This window comes from Stenotrophomonas sp. Steno-Z2 (assembly GCF_056393235.1).
The window spans coordinates 579,335-601,305 of the sequence record NZ_JBWJOY010000001.1; the positions used below are offsets into that span (position 1 = coordinate 579,335).

At 68.5% G+C, this 21,971-nt stretch carries 25 protein-coding genes and 3 tRNA genes; 10 read left to right on the forward strand and 18 right to left on the reverse strand.

The annotated features are described in order from the left end of the window. The first annotated feature begins 1 nt into the window (after window position 1). Entirely contained in the window at window positions 2-2,281 is a 2,280-nt protein-coding gene (locus tag AC06FP_RS02550) for a hybrid sensor histidine kinase/response regulator (RefSeq protein WP_478074373.1), read from the forward strand. Between the two features lie 425 nt (window positions 2,282-2,706). On the opposite strand, the gene bfr is transcribed toward AC06FP_RS02550, so the two are convergent. The 3 genes from bfr to AC06FP_RS02565 form a co-directional block, all read right to left on the reverse strand. Further along, window positions 2,707-3,177, reverse strand: a complete 471-nt coding sequence (gene bfr / locus AC06FP_RS02555; protein WP_104939714.1) for a bacterioferritin — start codon at window positions 3,175-3,177, stop codon at window positions 2,707-2,709. A gap of 315 nt (window positions 3,178-3,492) precedes the next feature. Beyond that, the gene (locus AC06FP_RS02560) at window positions 3,493-3,702 is read right to left on the reverse strand and encodes a (2Fe-2S)-binding protein (protein WP_456117212.1); all 210 of its coding nucleotides are present in this window, start codon (window positions 3,700-3,702) and stop codon (window positions 3,493-3,495) included. 106 nt (window positions 3,703-3,808) lie between these two features. Further along, window positions 3,809-4,429: an RNA pyrophosphohydrolase gene (locus AC06FP_RS02565; protein WP_433852638.1), complete on the reverse strand. Its 621-nt coding sequence runs from the start codon at window positions 4,427-4,429 to the stop codon at window positions 3,809-3,811. 120 nt (window positions 4,430-4,549) lie between these two features. Here AC06FP_RS02565 and AC06FP_RS02570 point away from each other — a divergent pair. The 3 genes from AC06FP_RS02570 to AC06FP_RS02580 all read left to right on the forward strand — a co-directional run bounded on the left by AC06FP_RS02570 (window position 4,550) and on the right by AC06FP_RS02580 (window position 4,916). After that, window positions 4,550-4,626: transfer RNA gene (locus tag AC06FP_RS02570), tRNA-Met, on the forward strand. A gap of 31 nt (window positions 4,627-4,657) precedes the next feature. Then, a tRNA-Gln gene (locus AC06FP_RS02575) sits at window positions 4,658-4,732 on the forward strand. Between the two features lie 109 nt (window positions 4,733-4,841). Beyond that, a tRNA-Gln gene (locus AC06FP_RS02580) sits at window positions 4,842-4,916 on the forward strand. Window positions 4,917-5,093: 177 nt separating this feature from the next. Here the strand turns inward: AC06FP_RS02580 and rpsI are convergent. Then, window positions 5,094-5,486, reverse strand: a complete 393-nt coding sequence (gene rpsI / locus AC06FP_RS02585) for a 30S ribosomal protein S9 (protein WP_054667799.1) — start codon at window positions 5,484-5,486, stop codon at window positions 5,094-5,096. A gap of 2 nt (window positions 5,487-5,488) precedes the next feature. Continuing rightward, window positions 5,489-5,917 carry a 50S ribosomal protein L13 gene (gene rplM, locus AC06FP_RS02590; protein WP_433852639.1) on the reverse strand — a complete coding sequence of 143 codons (429 nt, stop codon included), beginning with the start codon at window positions 5,915-5,917 and terminating at the stop codon, window positions 5,489-5,491. A gap of 191 nt (window positions 5,918-6,108) precedes the next feature. Here rplM and coq7 point away from each other — a divergent pair, with 191 nt between their 5' ends. Continuing rightward, complete coding sequence (gene coq7 / locus AC06FP_RS02595) at window positions 6,109-6,753, forward strand: 2-polyprenyl-3-methyl-6-methoxy-1,4-benzoquinone monooxygenase (protein ID WP_478074374.1); 645 nt, start codon at window positions 6,109-6,111, stop codon at window positions 6,751-6,753. Window positions 6,754-7,070: 317 nt separating this feature from the next. On the opposite strand, the gene sugE is transcribed toward coq7, so the two are convergent. Both sugE and speD read right to left on the reverse strand, forming a co-directional pair. Further along, window positions 7,071-7,385, reverse strand: a complete 315-nt coding sequence (gene sugE / locus AC06FP_RS02600) for a quaternary ammonium compound efflux SMR transporter SugE (protein WP_456117214.1) — start codon at window positions 7,383-7,385, stop codon at window positions 7,071-7,073. Window positions 7,386-7,549: 164 nt separating this feature from the next. Continuing rightward, window positions 7,550-8,344, reverse strand: coding sequence for an adenosylmethionine decarboxylase (speD, locus tag AC06FP_RS02605; protein ID WP_054667806.1), 795 nt, complete (start codon window positions 8,342-8,344; stop codon window positions 7,550-7,552). A gap of 157 nt (window positions 8,345-8,501) precedes the next feature. Between speD and crp the strand changes: the two genes are divergently transcribed. Next, on the forward strand, window positions 8,502-9,191 hold the full coding sequence (crp, locus tag AC06FP_RS02610; RefSeq protein WP_456117215.1) for a cAMP-activated global transcriptional regulator CRP: 690 nt from the start codon (window positions 8,502-8,504) through the stop codon (window positions 9,189-9,191). Window positions 9,192-9,402: 211 nt separating this feature from the next. Then, window positions 9,403-10,161: a sulfite exporter TauE/SafE family protein gene (locus AC06FP_RS02615; protein ID WP_478074375.1), complete on the forward strand. Its 759-nt coding sequence runs from the start codon at window positions 9,403-9,405 to the stop codon at window positions 10,159-10,161. Between the two features lie 19 nt (window positions 10,162-10,180). Here AC06FP_RS02615 and AC06FP_RS02620 read toward each other — a convergent pair whose 3' ends face one another. The 10 genes from AC06FP_RS02620 to AC06FP_RS02665 all read right to left on the reverse strand — a co-directional run bounded on the left by AC06FP_RS02620 (window position 10,181) and on the right by AC06FP_RS02665 (window position 18,279). Further along, window positions 10,181-10,897: a haloacid dehalogenase-like hydrolase gene (locus AC06FP_RS02620; RefSeq protein ID WP_456117217.1), complete on the reverse strand. Its 717-nt coding sequence runs from the start codon at window positions 10,895-10,897 to the stop codon at window positions 10,181-10,183. Continuing rightward, window positions 10,894-11,688 carry an indole-3-glycerol phosphate synthase TrpC gene (gene trpC, locus AC06FP_RS02625; RefSeq protein WP_478074376.1) on the reverse strand — a complete coding sequence of 265 codons (795 nt, stop codon included), beginning with the start codon at window positions 11,686-11,688 and terminating at the stop codon, window positions 10,894-10,896. Before trpC ends, AC06FP_RS02620 begins: the two co-directional genes overlap by 4 nt. 51 nt (window positions 11,689-11,739) lie before the next feature. Beyond that, the gene (gene trpD, locus AC06FP_RS02630; RefSeq protein WP_478074377.1) at window positions 11,740-12,771 is read right to left on the reverse strand and encodes an anthranilate phosphoribosyltransferase; all 1,032 of its coding nucleotides are present in this window, start codon (window positions 12,769-12,771) and stop codon (window positions 11,740-11,742) included. Between the two features lie 13 nt (window positions 12,772-12,784). Further along, window positions 12,785-13,303: a DUF1543 domain-containing protein gene (locus AC06FP_RS02635; protein WP_478074378.1), complete on the reverse strand. Its 519-nt coding sequence runs from the start codon at window positions 13,301-13,303 to the stop codon at window positions 12,785-12,787. Beyond that, window positions 13,297-13,881, reverse strand: a complete 585-nt coding sequence (locus tag AC06FP_RS02640; protein WP_478074379.1) for an anthranilate synthase component II — start codon at window positions 13,879-13,881, stop codon at window positions 13,297-13,299. The genes AC06FP_RS02635 and AC06FP_RS02640 overlap by 7 nt, the downstream gene beginning before the upstream one ends. 3 nt (window positions 13,882-13,884) lie before the next feature. Beyond that, window positions 13,885-14,679, reverse strand: a complete 795-nt coding sequence (locus AC06FP_RS02645; protein ID WP_478074380.1) for an SIMPL domain-containing protein — start codon at window positions 14,677-14,679, stop codon at window positions 13,885-13,887. A gap of 67 nt (window positions 14,680-14,746) precedes the next feature. Then, a complete protein-coding gene (gene trpE, locus AC06FP_RS02650; protein WP_456117223.1) occupies window positions 14,747-16,222 on the reverse strand; it encodes an anthranilate synthase component I in 1,476 nt (491 codons plus the stop codon). A gap of 553 nt (window positions 16,223-16,775) precedes the next feature. After that, window positions 16,776-17,261: an N-acetyltransferase family protein gene (locus AC06FP_RS02655; protein ID WP_478074381.1), complete on the reverse strand. Its 486-nt coding sequence runs from the start codon at window positions 17,259-17,261 to the stop codon at window positions 16,776-16,778. 2 nt (window positions 17,262-17,263) lie between these two features. Beyond that, window positions 17,264-17,938 carry a ribulose-phosphate 3-epimerase gene (gene rpe, locus AC06FP_RS02660; protein ID WP_478074382.1) on the reverse strand — a complete coding sequence of 225 codons (675 nt, stop codon included), beginning with the start codon at window positions 17,936-17,938 and terminating at the stop codon, window positions 17,264-17,266. Between the two features lie 11 nt (window positions 17,939-17,949). Beyond that, complete coding sequence (locus AC06FP_RS02665) at window positions 17,950-18,279, reverse strand: J domain-containing protein (protein WP_456117226.1); 330 nt, start codon at window positions 18,277-18,279, stop codon at window positions 17,950-17,952. A gap of 144 nt (window positions 18,280-18,423) precedes the next feature. On the opposite strand from AC06FP_RS02665, the gene AC06FP_RS02670 reads away from it, so the two are divergent. Then, window positions 18,424-19,350, forward strand: a complete 927-nt coding sequence (locus tag AC06FP_RS02670; RefSeq protein WP_478074383.1) for a phosphoribosylaminoimidazolesuccinocarboxamide synthase — start codon at window positions 18,424-18,426, stop codon at window positions 19,348-19,350. Window positions 19,351-19,404: 54 nt separating this feature from the next. After that, window positions 19,405-19,884 carry an Mpo1 family 2-hydroxy fatty acid dioxygenase gene (locus AC06FP_RS02675; RefSeq protein WP_478074384.1) on the forward strand — a complete coding sequence of 160 codons (480 nt, stop codon included), beginning with the start codon at window positions 19,405-19,407 and terminating at the stop codon, window positions 19,882-19,884. Window positions 19,885-19,967: 83 nt separating this feature from the next. Here the strand turns inward: AC06FP_RS02675 and AC06FP_RS02680 are convergent, their stop codons facing one another. Beyond that, on the reverse strand, window positions 19,968-20,855 hold the full coding sequence (locus AC06FP_RS02680; RefSeq protein ID WP_478074385.1) for an SDR family oxidoreductase: 888 nt from the start codon (window positions 20,853-20,855) through the stop codon (window positions 19,968-19,970). A 75-nt stretch (window positions 20,856-20,930) separates the two neighbouring features. Between AC06FP_RS02680 and AC06FP_RS02685 the strand changes: the two genes are divergently transcribed. Continuing rightward, window positions 20,931-21,851, forward strand: a complete 921-nt coding sequence (locus AC06FP_RS02685) for a universal stress protein (RefSeq protein ID WP_478074386.1) — start codon at window positions 20,931-20,933, stop codon at window positions 21,849-21,851. Window positions 21,852-21,971: the final 120 nt, after the last annotated feature.

Genomic DNA, 21,971 nt, shown 5'->3' on the forward strand with positions numbered 1-21,971 from the left:
CATGCGCGCGGCGAACCGCTGGGCCATGGCCGCCGCGATGCTCGCGGTGGCCGCTGGCGCGGCGCCGTGGCTGCCAGCGCCGGCACCCGCACAGCTCGTCGCCACGGCCCTGGCCGCGCTCGCCTGCCTGTGCGCGCTGCTGGCGGCGCTCGCCGCACGCGCGCTGGCCGATACCTCCGAGGTGTTCGCGCAGCGTTCCCGCGACAACGAGCGCGAACTGCAGCGCCTGCGCCAGGAACAGCAGCGCCATGTCCAGCTGGAGCAGCAGCTGCTGCGGGCCAAGCAGGACGCCGAGGCGGCGATGCTGGCCAAGGGCGAGTTCCTGGCCACCATGAGCCACGAGATCCGCACCCCGCTCAACGGCATCATCCCCATGCTGGAGATGGTCGCGCGGGGGCCGCTGGCCGCGGAGCAGCGCGAAATGCTCAACACCGCCAGCGAAAGCGCACGCGCGCTGTTCCGCATCGTCGACGACATCCTCGATTACTCCAAGCTCGAAGCGCAGCGGCTGGAGCTGGAGATCACCACCTTCAACCTGCGCGAACTGCTCGATTCGCTGCTGCAGCTGATGCAGCGCTCGGCCGAACACAAGGGCCTGGACATCGCCCTGGTGCTCGACCCGGCGGTGCGCCTGGCGGTACGCGGCGACCCGGTGCGCCTGCGGCAGATCCTCAGCAACCTGATGGTCAACGCGATCAAGTTCACCGAGCGCGGCGGCATCCAGGTGCACGTGCGGCGGATGGGCGAGACCAATGCCCAGCACCTGCTGCGCTTCGAAGTGCGCGACACCGGCATCGGCATCGACGCCGACCAGCAGGAACGCCTGTTCAGCGCCTTCACCCAGGCCGACGCCTCCACCACCCGCCTGTACGGCGGCACCGGCCTGGGCCTGGCCATCTGCAAGCGCATCATCGACCTGATGCACGGCCGGATCGGCCTGGACTCCGTCCCCGGCAAAGGCTCCACCTTCTGGTTCGAGATCCCGCTGCTGAAGGTGATCGGCGACCTGCGCGCGCCGGCGCACGGCGCCCAGCCGCGCGTGCTGCTGGTCTCCACCGATGCGCGCCTGCGCCAGCGCCTGGAACTGGTCCTGCCGAACTGGGGCCTGGACATACGCAGCGTGGATACCGTGCAGGAAGCGCTGGACCTGCTGCGCGGCGCCGGCACGCCACAGCACTGGCACGCCGTCATCGGCGACCTGCCATCGCTGCGCCTGGGGGTGGCGGCGCTGCAGCGCGCCGGCGGCGACCACCGACTGGTCTGGCTGCACGGCGATGCGCCGCTGCCGGCCGAGCTGCACGACAGCCCGCGCGTGGTGTCGCGGCAGGCACCGGATGCGGCGCTGCGTGCGGCCCTGTCCGAGCCGGTCACGACGCCTGCCGCCGCCCGGCCCCCGTCCGCCGCGGCGGCACCGATGCCTTCCGCTCCGGCATCACCGGAGAGCGGCGCCGGGCTGGCCGGCGCGCGGGTGCTGCTGGTCGAGGACAACCCGGTCAATCTGCTGGTCGCGCAGAAACTGCTGGCCGTCCTCGGCTGCGAGGTGGACACCGCCATCAACGGCCAGCTCGCGCTGGACAGGCTGCATGCCGCGCCCTACCAGGCGGTCCTGATGGACTGCCAGATGCCGGTCCTGGACGGCTATGCCACGACCCGCCGCTGGCGCGAACACGAGGCCGCTGCCGGCGCCGTGCGCCTGCCCATCATCGCCATGACCGCCAACGCCATGGCCGGCGACCGCCAGCGCTGCCTGGATGCGGGAATGGACGATTACCTGTCCAAGCCCATCTCGCGCGAGGGCCTGCAGGCCTGCCTGCTGCGCTGGTGCAGGCCGATGCAGGATGCCGGCATCGAAAGCCCGCCGGCGACGCCTGCCGCGCCCGAGGAAGCGCCGGCATCGGCGGCGCAGGCCACCGCCCTGCCCGTGCTCGACCGCGAGGTGCTGGACGAACTGCGCGGGATCGCCGGCGCCGAGACCGCGACCATCATCGACGTGTTCCTCGACGACGCCACGCCGCTCGTGCGCCAGTTGCAGGAAGCCGCGGTCACGCCCGACCTGGACCAGCTGCGCGAACTGGCGCACAGCCTCAAATCGGCCAGCGCCAACGTCGGCGCCCTCGCCCTGTCGGCCGCGGCGCGCCGCGTCGAACTGGCCGCTCGCGCCGGCCGGCTCGAGCGCCCGGCGGTGATGGTCGCGCTGATCATCGCCGAGTTCGCCCGCGCGCGACTGGCGCTGATCGGCTATCAATCGGACATGCGCAGCGGACAGGCGATGCGGGCCTGAACCCCCGGCTTCTTGCGCGAAGCAATGTCTGCGGGAAGGCGCATGCGGGCCGCAGCGCAGGGCAGGCCGCGCTTTCGCCCGCGCGCGACTGGCGCTGATCGGCTATCAATCGGCATGCACAGCGGACAAGCGATGCGGGCCTGAACCCCCGGCTTCTTGCGCGAAGCAATGTCTGCGGGAAGGCGCATGCGGGCCGCAGCGCGGGGCAGGCTGCGCTTTCGCCCGCGCGCGACTGGCGCTGATCGGCTATCAATCGGCATGCACAGCGGACAAGCGATGCGGGCCTGAACCCCTGGCTTCTTACGCGAAGCAATGTCCGCGGGAAGGCTCATGCGAAGCAGGCCGCCCAACGGCGGCCTGCTTCGGAATCCGCGCTCGACGCGGCATGAATCCAGCAGCGCCATGCACGGCGCCGCCGCTGGCGCTCAGTCGTCCAGCTTGGTCAGCAGGTAGTTCGGCTCGCCGATGCGCTCGATCAGGTCCAGCTGGGTTTCCAGCCAGTCGATGTGTTCTTCCTCGGAATCGAGGATCTTCACGAACAGCTCGCGGCTGACGTAATCGCCGATGCTCTCCGCGTAGGCCACCGCCTCGCGCAGCACCGCCACCGCCGAGGTCTCCAGCGCCAGGTCGCAGCGCAGGATCTCCACCGGACTCTCGCCGATACGCAGCTTGCCCAGCGCCTGGAAATTCGGCAGCCCCTCGAGGAACAGGATGCGGTCGGACAACGCGTCCGCATGCTTCATCTCGTCGATGGATTCCTTGTACTCGTGCTCGGCCAGCTCCTTCAGGCCCCAGTTCTTCAGCATCTTGGCGTGCAGGAAGTACTGGTTGATCGCGGTCAGCTCGTTGTAGAGCACCTTGTTGAGGAATTCGATGACCTTGGCGTCGCCTTTCATGTGGTTGCTCCTGCACGCGTTGAACGCGCGCACTGTACCGCCAGGCGCACCGTGATGAAGGAACGCGAATCGTACGCATTGATCCATGCGGCCTCGCGGCAGCACACCGTGGCCGTTGTGATCGATTGCGGGCGACGCCCGCATCCATCAAGGACGGCTGCAGCCATTGTCATCACGCGCACAGAGCAGGCCCATCGCTGGACGCCGCCTGCTCAAGCAGGAAAAGTGCACTGCAGCGACAGCCGGCAGGTGCCCGGAACCTTCGGAATTACCCCACTGCGTTCGCCACGCCCGCGCGGCGCAGGGCGCTGGGGCTCAGGCGACCTTCGCCAGTCCCAGCATGGGCAGCGGCAGGTCGTGCACGGCGCGCGCCCGGGCAAGAAGCTCGCCCGCCATCTCCAGGCAGGAACCGCAGTTGGAGCCGCAGCCGGTACGCATCGTCAGCTCGGCCACCGAGCTGCAGCCATTGTCGGCGGCTTCGCGGATCTGGTGGTCGGTGACACCGTTGCAGATGCAGACGTACACGGGGAGGCGTTCGGCAGGACCGGCCGGGAGTGGCCGGTGCCCATTCCAGCGAAAACGAGAACGATTGTCAATCAAAATGCTGAATCGTTCTCGATCCGGCAACCCGCTAGGCCGTCGGTCCCTCGCCCTGCACCTTCTTCGGCCAATAGCCGCGCTTGCGCGGACGCTTGCGCGGGCGCTCGTGGCCCGCCGCATGGCCCGGCATCCAGGCCTCCTGGGCGCTCTTCGGCATCGCCGTCACGCCCTGCCCGGCGATCCCGCGTGCCAACGGCGCCAGGTGCCGCAGCGCCCGCGCGTAGACCCCCCGCTTGAACATGACCACATGCTCGACGGGGTACCAGAAATCCACCCAGCGCCAATGGTCGAACTCGGGGGCCTCGGTATGGTCCAGGCGCACATGGGCCTCGTCGCCGGTCAGGCGCAGCAGGAACCAGACCTGCTTCTGGCCGATGCAGACCTGCTTCTCGGTACGGCGGATGGCGCGGCTGGGCAAGCGGTAGCGAAGCCAGCCCGGGGTCGCCCCGAGCACTTCGACATGTTCCGGCAACAGGCCGGTTTCTTCCTGCAGCTCGCGATACATGGCCTCGACCGGCGTCTCGTCGGAATTCATTCCGCCCTGCGGGAACTGCCAGCCATCCCGGCGCACGCGTCGTGCCCAGAACACCTGCCCGTCTTCCCGCATCAGCACGATGCCGACGTTCGGTCGATAGCCGTCCGGATCGATCACGATGCGGACTCCTAAAAATTTCTACTGGCTTGGACTCTGCCATGGCCGCCGCATTGCCACAAGCGCGGAAAAAAGAGTTGACAGGCAAGCCGGCGATACGCAGAATTGCGGGCTCCCTGAGGCTATGTAGCTCAGCCGGTTAGAGCACAGCACTCATAATGCTGGGGTCGGTGGTTCGAGTCCACCCATAGCCACCAAGGGAGCGGGAGCCCAGCTCTCGACAGCCACAGCCCCGTCGCCAAGCGGTAAGGCATCTGACTCTGACTCAGACATTCGGAGGTTCGAATCCTTCCGGGGCTGCCAGACACCAAGGACCAGATCGAACGATCTGGTCCTTTTTTAATGGAACGCATCCCGCCTCCCGGGGAATATGGCCTCCACCGCCCCGCCATGCGATAATCCACGCCCACATAGCCCCGTCGCCAAGCGGTAAGGCACCTGACTCTGACTCAGGCATTCGGAGGTTCGAATCCTTCCGGGGCTGCCACATACGAAAGGCCTGATCGAGCGATCAGGCCTTTTCTTTTGCCGGCGATGCGACCGCCCCGGCGACGGCGCGCGCCCTCAGCAGCCATCGTCCTCGCTGAACGACAAAAGCCCGGCCGAAGCCGGGCTTTTGTATTCCCAGCGGGGCCCCGAAAGGCCCCGGACCAGGCGCGATGGATCAGCGCTTGGAGAACTGGGTGGCGCGGCGGGCCTTGTGCAGACCGACCTTCTTGCGCTCGACCTCGCGGGCGTCGCGGGTCATGAAGCCGGCCTTGCGCAGCTCGGACTTCAGGCCTTCGTCGTACTCGACCAGGGCGCGGGCGATGCCCAGGCGGATCGCACCGGCCTGGCCGGTGGTGCCGCCGCCGGTGGCGGTGACGATGACGTCGAAGCTTTCGGTGTTCTTGGTCAGCTCGAGCGGCTGGCGCACGATCATGCGCGCGGTCTCACGGCCGAAGAACTCGTCCAGCGGACGGCCATTGACGGTGATGTTGCCCGAACCCTTGCGCAGGAACACGCGGGCGGTGGAGGACTTGCGGCGGCCAGTGCCGTAGTTTTGCGTGATAGCCATGATTAGATATCCAGAACTTGCGGCTGCTGGGCGGCGTGCGGGTGCTCGGCGCCGGCGTAGACCTTGAGCTTGCGGTACATGGCGCGGCCCAGCGGACCCTTTGGCAGCATGCCCTTGACGGCGATTTCGATCACGCGCTCCGGGTGGCGCTCCAGCGCCTGGGCCAGGGTCTCGGTCTTCAGGTTGCCGATGTAGCCGGTGAAGCGGTGGTACTGCTTGTCCTGCAGCTTCTTGCCGGTGACGGCAATCTTTTCTGCATTGATGACAACCAGGTAGTCGCCGGTATCGACGTGCGGGGTGTAGACCGGCTTGTGCTTGCCACGCAGGCGGCGGGCCAGCTCGGTGGCCAGACGGCCCAGGGTCTTGCCCGAGGCGTCGACGAGATACCAGTCACGCTGGACGGTCTCGTTCTTTGCGGTGAAAGTGCTCATGAAAGAACTCAGGTTAGGTCGGGCTCATTGCGGCGCTGCACTGCCGGAACTCTGCCACGCGTTGTGAAGGTGAAACACAAGAGGCGGGATTGTACTGGCCGCGACCGCCCCATGCAAGTTGCCGCCCGCCCGGCCTTGGCAGCCCGAAGCACAGCGGCGAGAATCCGGCTACCCCACCCTGCCTGGACGTCATGCTCACCGACCGCGCCTTCACGCCCCTGGACCGCCTGCTGACCGAGGCCCAGCGCGCCCTGGACACGGTGTTCGGCAATCCGCCCGCCAGCCGCCCCAACCCGGCCGGCGACACGCCGGATGTCGTGCTGGAACCCGATGAAAGGCGCCATGCCGCCGGGCTGATGCGCATCAACCATGTCGGCGAGGTCTGCGCGCAGGGGCTGTATTTCGGCCAGGCGGCCGTCGCCCGCGACCCGTCCACCCGCGCGCACCTGCTGGAAGCCGCCCAAGAGGAGACCGACCACCTGAGCTGGTGCGCGGACCGGCTGCGCGAGCTGGACAGCCGCCCCAGCCTGTTCAACCCGCTGTGGTATACCGGCAGCTATGCCATCGGCACGCTCGCCGGGCTGCGCGGCGATGGCTGGAACCTGGGCTTCGTGGTCGAAACCGAACGCCAGGTGGAGGCCCACCTGGACGAGCACCTGGAAACCCTGCCGCCGGCCGACCAGCGCAGCCGCGAGATCCTCAAGGTCATGAAGATCGACGAGGCGCGCCACGCCGACCATGCCGAACACGCCGGCGCGCGCATCCTGCCGCCACCGATCCCGGCCGTGATGGCCCTGGCCTCCAGGGCCATGAAAACCATCGCCTACCGGCTCTGACCCTTCCCTCCCTGCTCCAGATCCCTCTGGAGCAGACCCCTCTTTTGCCAAGGGGCGCGGCAACAGTCGCGGGAATAGGTAGGACCCGAAATGGGGACCAAGGTTTGCACAGCAAACCATGGGGGTCCTGACCGCGCCGCGGACAGGACCACGCCTGGCTGCTCTGACGCCACTTTCTGCTCCTCCTTCAGTTCCTTCTGGAGCAGAGCCCCCTTTGTTAAGGGGCGCGGCGACAGCTGCGGGGATAGGCCGGCCCGGAGTGGGGGCCAAGGTCTGCACAGCAAACCTTGGGGGTCCTGGCCGCGACGCGGCCAGGACTACCCAACCACCTTCAAGCCGATCACGCCGCACACGATCAGGCCGATGCACAGCAGCCGCGGCCAGGAGGCGCTGTCGCCGAACAGCAGGATGCCCAGCGCCGCGGCGCCGACCGCGCCGATCCCGGTCCAGATCGCGTAGCCGGTGCCGATCGGGATCGATTTCAGCGACTGCGACAGGCACCAGAAACTGATGGCCATCGCGGCCAGCGTGCCCACGCTGGGCCACAGCCGGGTCCAGCCTTCGGTGTACTTCAGGCCGATCGCCCAGACGACTTCGAACAGACCGGCGACCAGCAGATAGATCCAGGCCATGGGGTTTCCTCCTTGGTTTCGGGCAAAAAAGAAGCGGCCCGGTGCTGCGTGAGCACCGGGCCGCCGTCGGCTGTGGTCCATGGATCGCGCCATGGGGCGGGCCGTCCCGCCGTGTGTTTCAGGGGTGCGAGGCTAGCAACCGGCACCCGAACCGCACGTAACCGTCACTCGGCCAGGTTGCGGCCGTGGAACAGCTCCTCGATCTCGCGGCGCAGCAGCGCCTCGATCTTCATGCGTTCCTTGAACGACAGGTTCTTGGCCTTTTCCTCGAACAGGTACTGGTCCAGGTCGAAGTCCTTCAGGTGCATCTTCGTGTGGAAGATGTTTTCCTGGTAGACGTTGACGTCGAACATCTCGTAGCGCGACTTGATGTTCTTGGCCAGGAAGTTCTGGATCGAGTTGATCTTGTGGTCGATGAAGTGCTTCTTGCCCTTCACGTCGCGGGTGAAGCCACGGACGCGGTAGTCCATGATCACGATGTCCGACTCGAGGCTCTCGATCAGGTAGTTCAGCGCCTTCAGCGGCGAAATCACGCCGCACGTGGCGACGTCGATGTCGGCGCGGAAGGTGGCGATGCCTTCCTGCGGGTGGGTCTCGGGGTAGGTATGGACGGTGATGTGGCTCTTGTCCATGTGCGCGACCACGGCGTCGGAGATCAGCTCCTTGCCGGCGGCCTTCTTGTCGATCACCGGTTCCTCGGAGATGAGGATGGTCACCGACGCGCCCTGCGGGTCGTAGTCCTGGCGCGCGATGTTCAGGATGTTGGCGCCGATGATCTCGGCCACATCGGTGAGGATCTGCGTGAGTCGATCGGCGTTGTATTCTTCGTCGATGTACTCGATGTAACGCTGGCGCTCCTCTTCGGTACGCGCATAGCAGACGTCATAGATGTTGAAGCTCAGCGCCTTGGTGAGGTTGTTGAAACCCTGCAGCCTCAGGCGAGGCAACGGCTTGACCACGGCGGTCGGTCCTGTGAGTGGTGGGAAAGGGGGCAATTATGGGGCAAACCGCCCCCCGGCGAAACGTGCGCGGCCAGCCGCCGTTTGCCCCTTATGGTCGGCCTCGCTAAGCTTGCCCGTTAAGACAAGTTCATAAAACACCCACATGAACGTCATCATGAGTCCAGGGATCGCCAATACCGTGCCTACCGTGCGCCTCGCCTCCAGCCCCTTGGCCCTGGACATCGCCACCATCGACCGGTTCCTGGCCCACAGCCACCGCCGCCGCTACCCGACCCGCACTGACGTGTTCCGCCCGGGCGACCCGGCCGGCACCATGTATTACGTGGTCAGCGGCTCGGTCAGCATCATCGCCGAGGAGGACGAGGACCGCGAGCTGGTGCTGGGCTACTTCGGCGCCGGCGAGTTCGTGGGCGAAATGGGCCTGTTCATCGAATCGGACAAGCGCGAGGTCATCCTCCGCACCCGCACCCCCTGCGAACTGGCCGAGATCAGCTACGAGCGGCTGCACCAGCTGTTCCTGGGCCCGCTGTCCAGCGACGCGCCCAAGCTGCTGTACGCCATCGGCTCGCAGATTTCCCGGCGCCTGCTGCATACCAGCCGCAAGGCCAGCCGCCTTGCGTTCCTGGACGTGACCGACCGCATCGTGCGCACCCTGCACGACCTGGCCCGCGAGCCGGAATCGATGAGCCACCCGCAGGGCACCCAGCTGCGCGTGTCGCGGCAGGAGATCGCGCGCCTGGTCGGCTGCTCGCGCGAAATGGCCGGCCGCGTGCTCAAGAAGTTGCAGGCCGACGGCATCCTGCACGCGCGCGGCAAGACCATCGTGCTTTACGGGACGCGCTGAAAGCGCGCATGCGCGCTTTCAGCCCCAAAGTTTGCACAGCAAACTTTGGACCCCAGCTCACCGGCCTCCAAATCCCCGCGCCTGTCGGCGCGCCCCCTTTACCAAAGGGGGCTGCTTCAGCGGAACCATGACTTCGCGAGCCCCGGAGTCTGGCGCTGCGGGCAGTCCAGCTGCCTTGACGGTTCCCTTCCTTACCCAGCAGTCTCCACTGATGGAATTTGGAAGCGAGTTCTACTGGTTCATCCTGATCGGGATCGGGGCGCAGCTGGTCGATGGCGCGCTGGGCATGGCGTTCGGGCTGGTGTCTTCGTCGGTGCTGCTGAGCATGGGGCTGCCGCCGGCGGCGGTGAGCGCCAGCATCCATACGGCCGAAGTGTTCACCACCGGCGCGTCCGGCGTGTCGCACCTGGTGGCCGGCAATGTCGACCGGCGGCTGTTCCTGCGCCTGGCGCTGCCCGGCGCGGTCGGCGGCGCGCTCGGCGCCTATGTGCTGACGCAGTTGCCCAGTGAACTCATCCGCCCCTTCATCTACCTGTACCTGCTGGCGCTGGCGGTCTTCATCCTGGCGCGCGCGGCCGGCCGCTTCACGCCCCGGCGCGAAGTGCAGCGGGTGCCGGTGCTCGGCTTCTTCGCCGGCCTGCTCGACGCCAGCGGCGGCGGTGGCTGGGGGCCGGTGGCGACCTCGACCCTGCTCGCGCGCGGCGGCCAGGCGCGCACGACCATCGGCACGGTGAACGCGGCCGAGTTCGTGGTCACCCTGTCGATCTCGGCCACCTTCCTGCTGTCGATGGGGCTGCAGCACCTGTCCATCGTCGCCGGCCTGCTGGTCGGCGGCATGATGGCCGCGCCGGTGGCGGCGCTGCTGGTCAAGCGCCTCAAGGAACGCTGGGTGCTGATCGCGGTGGGCGTGCTGGTGCTTTCGATCAGCCTGTTCCAGATCGGCCACGCGCTCCGCGGCTGGCTGGCCTGAGCCGACCCAAGCGCAGCCGTCAGGCCTTGTCGCCGCCGCGATCCACGCAGCCCCAGTTGAACACCGGCGTGCCGGCCGGAAGCACCCTGCGGAAATAGTCCACGCGCGAGCGCTTGGGGTTGACCACCACCGGCGCCTTCGCCGCCTTGAGCAGCGGCAGGTCGGCGGTGCTGTCCGAATAGGCGATGGCGATGTCGCCATAGCCGCGCTCGCGCAGCATGCGCATCTTCTCTTCGTTGTGGCAGTGGCGGGTGGCGCCCATCGCGCCGAGGCGCGGCCCCACCTCGCTGCCGATCACCGGCACGTCCTGGTGCGCGACGAAGGCCAGGATGGCCCGCGCCAGTTCCGGCGGCGCGCCGGTGGCCACCACCACCCGGTCGCCGGCGCGGCGATGCGCGGCGAATACCTCCAGCGCCTGCGGCAGCAGCCGGGCGCGGATGTCGGCCTCGTGGGTGCGCACGTACTGGTCGATGATGCCGTTGAACTCCCGCGCCCGGTGCAGGCCGAAGGTCGCGATCCACACGTAACCGGAAATGCCGAAGCGGCGCGTCGGCAGCAGCGCCACCAGTGGGCCGAACAGCGGCGTGATCAGCAGCGCCGCCAGCATGCGCAGCGGGTTGCGCCGGATCAGCCAGGCGAACAGGTGGCTGCCGGAATCGCCGTCGTACAGGGTGTGGTCGAAATCGAAGACGACCAGTTGCGCGTCGTCGCGGGGAACGGGATAGGGCGGGGTCATGCGTTGAAGAATAGCTGACGCAGGCCTTCGCCCGGCTCCTCGACGCGCATGAAGGCCTCGCCGACCAGGAAGGCGTTGACGCCGGCCTCGCGCATGGTCTTCACGTCGGCGGGGCCGAGGATGCCACTCTCGGTGACCAGCAGGCGGTCGCGCGGCACCGCGTCGCGCATCGACAGTGTGGTGTCCAGCGACACCTCGAAAGTGCGCAGGTTGCGGTTGTTGATGCCCAACAGCGGCACCGGCACCTGGATGGCGCGTTCCAGCTCGTCGATGTCGTGCACTTCCACCAGCACGTCCATGCCCAGGGTCATCGCCAGGTCGGACAGCTCGGCCAGCTGGCGGTCGTCCAGCGCCGAGACGATCAGCAGGACGCAGTCGGCGCCGAGCACGCGCGCCTCCACCACCTGGTAGGGGTCGATGACGAAATCCTTGCGCAGCACCGGCAGCGTGCAGGCCTCGCGCGCTTCCTGCAGGTAGGCATCGGCGCCCTGGAAGAAATCCACGTCGGTCAGCACCGACAGGCAGCTGGCGCCGCCGAACTCGTAGCTCACCGCGATCTCGGCGGGACGGAAGTCCGGCCGGATCACGCCCTTGGACGGGCTGGCCTTCTTGACCTCGGCGATCACCGCCGGGTCGCCGTTGGCGATGGCCGCCTGCAGCGCGTGGGCGAAGCCGCGCACCGGCGACGCCTCGGCCACGCGCGCCTTCAGCTCGGCCAGCGGCACGCGGGCGCTGCGCTCGGCCACCTCCTGCGTCTTGCGGGCGAGGATGGTGTTGAGGATGTCGCTCATGGTTCTGCTTTCCTGGAAGGCGGTACGGCGGGGGTGAAGGACAGGGAAGGATCAGCCGGCCAGCGCGCGGCTGGCGGCGACGTACTGCTCCATGCGCGCGCGGGCGCTGCCGTCGGCGATGGCGGCGCGCGCGCGCACCAGGCCATCGGCGATGCTGTCGGCCACGCCGGCCACGTACAGCGCGGCGCCGGCGTTGAGCGCGACGATGTCGTTGGCCGGGCCCGGCTGGTCGTCGAGCACGCCGCGCAGCATGGCGATGGACTCGGCCGGATCGGCGACCTTGAGGTTGCGGCTGGCCGACATGGCGATGCCGAAATCCTCCGGATGGATTTCGTACTCGCGTACCTTGCCGTCGCGCAGCTCGCCGACCAGGGTGCCGGCGCCCAGCGAGATCTCGTCCATGTTGTCGCGGCCCCACACCACCAGCGCGCGCTCGGCGCCGAGCTCGCGCAGCACGCGCGCCTGGATGCCGACCAGGTCGGGATGGAACACCCCCATCAGGATGTTGGTCGCGCCGACCGGATTGGTCAGCGGGCCGAGGATGTTGAAGATGGTGCGCACGCCCATCTCGCGGCGCACCGGCGCCACCACCTTCATCGCCGGGTGGTGCATCGGCGCGAACATGAAGCCGATGCCGGTCTGTTCGATGGCGCGCGCCACCTGCTCCGGGCTGAGCTCGATCACCGCGCCCAGCGCTTCCAGTGCGTCGGCGCTGCCGGACCTGGACGACACGCTGCGGTTGCCGTGCTTGGCCACCTTGGCGCCGGCCGCGGCGACCACGAACATCGAGCAGGTGGAGATGTTGAAGGTATGCGAGCCGTCGCCGCCGGTACCGACGATATCGACCAGGTGGGTCTTGTCGGCCACCGCCACCGGCAGCGCGAACTCGCGCATCACCGTGGCCGCGCCGGCGATCTCGCCGACGGTTTCCTTCTTGACGCGCAGGCCGGTGAGGATGGCCGCGGTCATGGTCGGGGACACCTCGCCACGCATGATCTGCCGCATCAGGTCGACCATCTCGTCGTAGAAGATCTCGCGGTGCTCGATGGTGCGTTGCAGGGCTTCCTGCGCGGTGATGGTCATGACAACTCCAGGATCAGGAAATGACGATGTAGTCGCTCTGGCAGCGGATGCCGGCATGGGCGCCGGGAACCAGGTGCACGTGCAGGCCGCCGATGGGGCCCACGGGCAGGCAGCCGTCCACCTCGAGCAGGGCGTCGCGGTGCGGCTTTATCCACTCCGCGCCGGCCTGCGCCAAGGCCTTGCGTTTGGCTTCGACCGCGTCGGCGGCGACTACCAGCAGGTAACGGTGCGCCTCGCCGAACTCGCCGGCGACATAGCCGCCGAGGTTGACGAAGTAGAGCCGCGGCAGGCCGGCGGCAGGCGCGTCGGCGGACAGGCGCACCTGCCATTGCTCGACGCCATCGACCGTCATCCACGAATCGATGTGCAGCCCGGCCTTCTCGCCGAACCATTGCTGACGCAGCTGCGCATGGCTCTGCTCGATGGTCGGCGCCACCGCGAACACCACGTCGTGCAGCTCGGTATTGGCGCGCGCATGGCGGCCGCCGAGCATCACCACGAACAGGCGCAGTTGCTCGCTTCCGGTCAGCACGTGCGGTCCAGGAAGTTCTTCATCAGCGCGTGGCCGTGCTGGGTGAGGATCGACTCGGGATGGAACTGCACCCCTTCCACCGGATACTCGCGGTGGCGCAGGCCCATGATCTCCTCCATGGAACCGTCGGCGTTCTCGGTCCAGGCGGTGATTTCCAGCGCGGCCGGCAGCGTGGTCTTGTCCACCACCAGCGAGTGGTAGCGGGTGGCCTCATAGCGGTCCGGCAGGCCGGCGAACACGCCCTTGCCTTCATGGCGGATCTGCGAGGTCTTGCCGTGCATGATGTTGCCGGCGCGGATCACGTCGCCGCCATAGACCTGGCCGATGCTCTGGTGGCCCAGGCACACGCCGAGGATGGGGATGGACGGTCCGAGCCGGCGGATCACCTCCAGCGACACGCCGGCGTCGTCGGGCGTCTTCGGCCCCGGCGACACCACGATGTGCGAAGGATGGAGCGCGGCGATCTGCTCCACGCCCAGCGCGTCGTTGCGCACCACCTTCACCTCGGCGCCCAGCATCTGCAGGTACTGCACGAGGTTGAAGGTGAAGCTGTCGTAGTTGTCGATCATCAACAGCATGGTTCAGTTTCCGTCGCTAATCAGGAAGATGGCGTAGACGTTTTCGGTATAGGTAATCGGTGCGGCGGTGAGCAGTTCCCCGGGCGCAGGCAAGGGGGACGCCACGGCGCGGGAGCCGGTCACCTGCACACGATCCAGCGAATCGCCGCCACTGTAAAAACCCTGGGCGCCGTTGGCGCTCGGCCAGCTGCCCGCCTGCACCCCATAGGCAAAATTGGGGGCAACATCCGAAATCGTATAAAGGCCGGTGATCTTCGCCCCGTAGGCATCCGCAAGCCCCTTGGCCGACGCACGCGTCTGCGCCGCCGCTTCCGCCTTGAGTTCGGCCCGCAGGCGCGCCTCGCCCGAATAGACCGGAGTGGCGGTGCGTACCTGTACTTCCTTGCTGGCCTTCAGCTCCGCAAGGAACGCCTGCAGTTGCTCGGGCGTCCCGAACGCGCCCTCCAGATCACGGCTGACGGCGGTGCCCTGGAACACTTCCTCATCGTCCTTGTAGCGCGTGGACGGCTGGATGCTCAGGTTGTCCATGCGCACCGTCTCCGCGATGGCGCCATGCCTGGCGAACAACGCCATGATCCGCTCCGCATTGGCCTGGACATTGCGCCGGGCGACATCGGTCTGCATGTCCACCGACTCCAGCGCGACCTTCACCACGAAGCGATCCGGCATCACCTTGCGGCTGGCATCGCCCTTCACCAGCAGATGCGGCTGCGAGGGAATGGAGTTGGCCTGCGCCCACGCCTGCGGGACCACGGCAACCAGCAATGCCAACCACAGCAACATGCGGGAAAATTTCATGTGGCACTCCTTGTCATGGCGAGAGGAACCGCAGTTATGTCGGGAAAGGACGGTGTTAAAGCAGGGCTCACAACCCCTTCGCCGCCTGCGCCACCGCGCGGAACAGCGCGCGGCCCTTGTTCATGGTCTCGTGCCATTCGGCGTCCGGATCCGAGTCGTAGACCACGCCGCCGCCGGCCTGCACGTACAGGTAGCCGTCCTGGATGACCGCGGTGCGGATGGCGATGGCGGTGTCGGCGTCGCCGTGCCAGCCGATGTAGCCGACCGCGCCGGAGTAGACGTTGCGCTTGACCGGCTCCAGTTCGCGGATGATCTCCAGCGCGCGGATCTTGGGCGCGCCGCTGACGGTGCCGGCCGGGAAGGTGGCGCGCAGCACGTCGCTGTAGCTGAGCCCGGCCTTCAGCGTGCCGGTGACCTCGCTGACGATGTGCATGACGTGGCTGTAGCGCTCGATCACGAACTGCTCGCCCACCCTGACCGTGCCCGGCTCGGCGACGCGGCCGACGTCGTTGCGGCCCAGGTCGATCAGCATCACGTGCTCGGCGCGCTCCTTGGGATCGGCCAGCAGCTCGACCTCCAGCGCCTTGTCCTGCTCGGGCGTGGCGCCGCGCGGGCGGGTGCCGGCGATGGGGCGCACGGTGACCACGCCGTCGCGCAGGCGCGCCAGGATTTCCGGCGACGAGCCCACCACCTGGGTGCCGCCGACATCGATGAAATACATGTAAGGCGACGGATTGAGCGCGCGCAGCGCGCGGTACACGTCGATCGGGCGCGCGCGGAACGGCACGCGCAGGCGCTGGCTCGGCACCACCTGGAAGATGTCGCCGGCGCGCACGTAGTCCTGCGCCCTGCGCACCACCTCGTGGTACTGCTCGCGGGTGAAGGAGGACTTGAAGTCCTGCTCGTCGATGGCGTCGGACACCTGCGCCTGCGGGTAACCCGCGCCGGCCTGGCGCAGGCGGTGCGCCAGTTCGTCAAGGCGGCGGTTGGCGCGCGCCCAGGCCTGCGGCTGCGCCGGGTCGGCGTGCACCACCAGGTACAGCCGGCCCTTGAGGTTGTCGAACACCGCCAGCTCTTCGGACAGCATCAGGTAGATGTCCGGCGTGCCGAGCTCGTCGGGTTTGTCGCCGGCGCCCAGGTGCGGCTCGATGTACTGGATGCATTCGAAGCCGAACCAGCCGACCAGGCCGCCGGTGAAGCCCGGCAGGCCCTCGAACTGCGGCACCGAGTGCTGCGCGCGCAGCACTTCGACCTCGGCCAGCGGGTCGGCGACCTCGCGGCGTTCGATCACCTCGCCCAGTTCGCTCACTTCCAGCGTATGCCCGCGGAAGCTGTAGATGCGCCGCGCCGGCAGGCCGATGATGGAATGGCGGCCGAAGCGTTCGCCGCCTTCGACCGATTCGAACAGATAGGTATGCGGGCCGTCTGCGAGCTTCAGGTAGACCGAGAGCGGCGTGTCCAGGTCGGACAGCACTTCGCGGACGACGGGGATGCGGGTGTGGCCTTCAGCGGCCTGCTGCTGGAACTGCTCGAACGTGATCAAGACGGCATTCCTTCCGGGAATCGGTGGTGGCGGTACGGACGACGGCAACGGGCCACCATCGCCACCAGCGGCGAGCGGAAGAAAGGGAACGCTTGGTCGTCAGAGTGGACACCGCGCCACTCTACCGCACTTCGGGCGGCCGTTGTGCATCGCCGCAGGGGGAGTTTGCTTGCACGGGCAACCATCCCGCCATCACGCAGGAGCGGCTTCAGCCGCGACGGGGCTTTACCGGCGAACACCTCCGGCAGAATCGCAGGCTGTTGCCGAAGGACATGCGGAAAGCCCCATCGCGGCTGAAGCCGCTCCTACCGGGAAAGGCGGTGCGGTGTCATGGCCCTGTCATCCTGCGCCCGGAGAATGGAAGGCCATAGCAGGGATGATGGATGGAGGCAGGATCAGCCTCCCACGAATTCCCCCGGCCGTGGCAGCGATGCCACGGCCTTTTTTTCGACCCTTTCGCAGGAACGCACTTGTAGGAGCGCACTTCGGTGCGCGATGAAGCTTTCCCGGCGAAGCCCCTTCACGCACTGAAGTGCGCTCCTACGGGACGGCCTCAGCCTTCGGCGAACCGGCGCAGCGCCTCGCCCTGCAGCCGGTACACGGTCCACTCGTCCTGCGGCAGCGCGCCGGCGGCGCGGTAGAAGTCGATCGCCGGCGTGTTCCAGTCCAGCACCGACCATTCGAAGCGGCCGCAGCCCTGCGCCACCGCCAGCCGCGCGATGTACTGCAGCAGCGCCTTGCCGGCGCCGCAGCCGCGATGCTCGGGGTTGACGTACAGGTCCTCAAGGTAAATGCCGTTGCGGCCCAGCCAGGTGGAGTAGTTGTGGAAATACACCGCGTAGCCGATGGCCTGGCCGTCGCGTTCGCAGACCAGCGCCTGCGCCTTCGCGTCGGCGCCGAACAGGCTGGCGCGGATGCCGGCCTCGTCGGTCTGCACCGAGGATTCGGCCTTCTCGTAGATCGCCAGCTCGCGGATGAAATGCAGGATCAGGCCCGCATCGTCGGCGGTGGCCGGGCGGATGTGCAGACCGGCCCCCATGCTCAGCCCCGCGCCGCAGCGACGTTAGCGCGCATCTGCCCGATCACCTGCGCATAGTCCGGGGCGTTGAAGATGGCCGAGCCGGCGACGAAGGCGTCGGCACCGGCGGCGGCGATCTGCCCGATGTTGTCGGCCTTGACGCCGCCGTCCACTTCCAGGATCACCGGCTTGCCGAGCTTGTCGATCATCGCCCGCACCGCGCGCAGCTTCTGCAGGGTCGAGGGGATGAAGGCCTGGCCGCCGAAACCGGGGTTGACCGACATCAGCAGCACCAGGTCCAGGTCCTCCAGCACCCAGTCCAGCACTTCCACCGGCGTGCCCGGGTTCAGCACCAGGCCGGCCTTGCAGCCGTGCGATTTGATCAGCTGGATGGTGCGGTGGACGTGCTTCGACGCCTCCGGATGGAAGCTGATCAGGCTGGCGCCGGCCTCGGCGAAGTCCGGCACGATGCGGTCCACCGGCTCGACCATCAGGTGCACGTCGATCGGCGCGGTCACGCCGTGCCGGCGCAGCGCCTGGCAGACCATCGGGCCGATGGTCAGGTTGGGCACGTAATGGTTGTCCATCACGTCGAAATGGACCCAGTCGGCGCCGGCGGCGACGACATTGTCGACCTCCTCGCCGAGCCGGGCGAAATCGGCCGAGAGGATGGACGGGGCGATGATGCAGTTGGACATGGCGGAGCCTTTCAGCGCTTGCGCAGGGTTTTGATGCGGTCGTAGGCGGCGTTGATCTGCCGCGCCTTCTTCTCGGCCTGGGCGCGCAGTTCGGGCGCGGCGCCTGCCAGCTTGTCGGGGTGGTACTGGGAGATCAGGCGGCGGTAGGCCAGGTCGATCTCGGCGTCGGTGGCCTCGCGGGTGACGCCCAGCTCGCGGTAGGGCAGGTCCTTGCCCAGCCTGAACCAGTCGCTGTCGAAGGCATGGCCCAGCAGCAGGCCCACCACCGCGCCGAACAGCGGGTTGGGCCTGAACAGCAGGGCGCCGGCGATGAATCCCAGCAGTTTTCCGTACCAGCGCATGGGCGGGGCTGTGGCCTCGAGGATCGGACGCGCATTTTATGCCACAGCGGCCCCGGACGGCCTTACACTAGGCCGCCCGCCGTCCCGCCGCGGGCCCCCCGGGTCCTGCGCCGACGGCTTCATCGCCAAGTTCCAGGAGTGCCCGTGCCGACCACGCTGCTGCAATCCGATCTTCCCGGCCTGCCCTTGCGCCACCGCGGCAAGGTGCGCGATGTATTCGATATCCCGCGCGAGCGCCTGCCCGCCGGCACCCCCGCCGGCGACTACCTGCTGATCGTGGCCACCGACCGCCTGTCCGCGTTCGACGTGGTGCTGCCCGACCCGATTCCCGGCAAGGGCGAAATGCTGTGCCAGGTGTCGAACTTCTGGTTCGGCAAGACCGAGCACCTGATGCCCAACCACCTGACCGGCATCGACGTGGCCAGCGTGCTGCCCGACGGGGTGGACCCGGCGCTGTATGCCAGGCGCGCGGTGGTGACGAAGAAATTGAAGCCGGTGCCGGTGGAAGCCATCGCCCGCGGCTACCTGATCGGCAGCGGCTGGAAGGATTACCAGCGCACCGGCCAGGTCAGCGGCATCAAGCTGCCCGACGGCCTGCAGCAGGCGCAGCAGCTGCCCGAGCCGATCTTCACCCCGTCCACCAAGGCGGCGGTGGGCGACCATGACGAGAACATCGACTTCGACGCGATGGTCAAGGCGGTGGGCGCGGAACTGGCCGAGAAGGTGCGCGACGCGACCCTGCGCATCTACAAGTTCGCCGCCGAGTACGCGGCCGAGCGCGGCATCCTGCTGGCCGACACCAAGTTCGAGTTCGGCACCGACGCCGACGGCCGCCTGTACATCATGGACGAGATGCTGACCCCGGATTCCTCGCGCTACTGGCCGGCCGACGAGTACGAGGTGGGCACCAGCCCGCCGAGCTACGACAAGCAGTTCGTGCGCGACTACCTGGAAACGCTGGACTGGAACAAGACCGCGCCCGGCCCGGAACTGCCGGCCGAGGTGATCGCGCGCACCCGCGACAAGTACGCCGAAGCCCTGCAGAAGCTGGCCGGCATCCACATCGACTGACCACCGGCGCGCCCACCCGGGCGCGCACCACGCCCCGCCGGGAGAAGAGGCAGCATGGACATGAGCGCCGCACGCCCCATCGACCGCTGGTTCGCCAGTTATTCCGGCGACCATCGCAATTCCACCAACCAGGCCATCCACGTGGTCGCGGTACCGGCCATTCTCTGGTCGGTGATCGCCCTGCTGTGGTGCATCCCGCCGCTGCTGCCGTGGTTCCAGAACGGCATCTGGGCGGCGCTGGCGATGTTCGGCGCATGGGCGTACTACAACCGCCTGTCGCGGCCGCTGGGCATCGGCATGCTGATCCTGTTCTTCGTCTCCGGCTGCGTGTGCCGGCTGCTGGAAGACCGCATCGGCGTGCGCGGCCTGCTCTACACCGGCGTCGGCGTGTTCGTGGTGGCGTGGATCGCGCAATTCATCGGCCACCACATCGAAGGCCGCCGGCCCAGCTTCCTCACCGACCTGACCTATCTACTGATCGGCCCGATCTGGGTGCTGGCCAAGCTGTACCGCCAGTTCGGCTGGAAGTACTGAAACACACGCAGCCGGGAAACGTGATGCTGGAGTACGCCCCGCATGCGACGTCGCGTAAAAGCCCGTGCGCGGCGAGCCCGCGCCTACAGGCCGAACATGTCCCGGGTCGGGCGGAACGGGCGCGGCGCGTAGCCGAAGTCGCGCTGCGCCGGGCCGATGTCGAACACCAGCGGTTCGCGCATGCGCGCCAGCGCGGCGGCGTTCATGCCGTGCAGGCGGCCGGCCGCGTGGGCCAGCGCCAGCGCCGCGCGGAACAACGGCGCCGGCACGCGCAGCAGGCGCGGCCGCGGCTGCAGCGAGGCCAGCACGCGCCGCACCATGTCCGCATAGCCCAGGCGTTCGCCACCGCCCAGCGCATAGGCGCGCCCGGCCGTGGCCGGGTGCCGCAGCACCTGCAGGGCCGCTTCGGCCAGGTCCTGCACGTGCACCGGCTGGCGCAGGCCGTCGGCCCAGGCCGGCAACACGAACACGCCCGTGCGCGCCGCCAGCCGCGCGATCGCGGTCAGCGTGGCGTCGCGGCCGGCGCCGTAGACCAGGGTGGGGCGCAGCACCGTCGCCGCCACGCCACGGTCGCGTGCGGCCGCGAACAGGGTGGCCTCGGCCTCGCGCAGGCGGCGGGCGACGTCGCGCTCGGCCGGTTCGCTCGACGCCTCCTTGACCTCGGCGCTGGTGGAACCGAACGCGACCACGCGCGGCGCGGCGATGTCCGAGGCCGCGTACCAGCGCGCGAAATGATCCAGCGGGCCGCAGCTGAACACCGCATCGAACGGGCCTTCGCCCCGCCAGTCGCCGAACAGATCGCCCTGCCGCCACACCAGCCCCGGCGCCGCAGCGCGCGGCGCGCGCGAGACCGCGCAGACCTGCCAGCCGCCGGCCAGCAGCGCGGGCAGCAAGCGCCCGCCGATCTGCCCGCTGCCGCCGAACACCAGCGCGCGGCGCGGCGTGTCTTCTTGGTGTTGCCCTGTTTCCATGTGCAAAGCATAGGCGATGGAAACGCGGCGACGCCCAGCGGGTAGACTCGGCGCGACCGATCCGCCGAGGACGCCATGCCGCACTCCCGTCCCACGCCGCCGAGCGCCATCCTGCTGGCCACCGACCTGGGCGCCCGCTGCGACCGCGCGCTGTCGCGCGCCCTGCAGCTGGCGCGGCAATGGAACGCACGGCTGGTGGTGGCGACCGTGCTGCCGCCGGCACCGGCGCAGCAGATGATCGCCGGCCTGCTCGACGCGCCCGATCCGCTGGCGCGCGACCACGCCCGCCAGGCGGTGGAATGGCGGCTGCGCCAGGACCTGGGCGCCGAAGCCGACGGCATCGCACTGGACGTGCGCGTCGGCGAAGGCCATGTCGGCCGCGCCGTGCTGCAGCTGGCCGCGGAAACCGGCTGCGGCCTGGTGGTGACCGGCATCGCCAGCGACCCGGTATTCGAACTGCCCGCGCTCGGCTCGACCGTGCTGTGGCTGACCCGGCATTGCCCGCTGCCGCTGCTGGTCGTGCACCGGCGCGTGCGCGCGCCCTACCGCAGCCTGGCGGTGGCCACGGACTTCTCCGAAAGCGCGCACCACGCGACCCGGCAGGCGCTGGCCCTGTTCGGCCCGCCGCTGCGGCTGGCGCTGGTGCATGCGCTGGAAATGCCGGGCAGCGCGCTGCTGGCCGGCGACCGCGACGCGCTGCAGGCGCAGGCGCGGCTGCGCGCGAACGAGCAGGCGCGCGATTTCCAGGCCGGGCTGCCGGCGTCGATGGCGCCGGGCCAGGTGCAGGCGGTGATCGAGCCCGGCGACCCGGCGCGACTGCTGCGCCAGCATGCGCAGGCCGAGGACATCGACCTGGCGGTGGTCGGCACGCATGGCCGCGGCGCGCTGTTCGAACTGCTGATCGGCAGCATCGCCCGGCGCCTGGTCGCCACCCTGGAAACGGACACGCTGCTGGTACGCGACCCGCGCTCGCTGCCGCCGCAGCTGGAACCCTGAATCGCACGGCGCACCGCCCGGAACACGCCGGACAGGATCGTTCGCCGCACCTTCCAGCGCCCCGCCGGACCGGCGTGATGCCCCGCCCGCCCCGCCCTGCGGCGACCCTTCGCCCGGTCC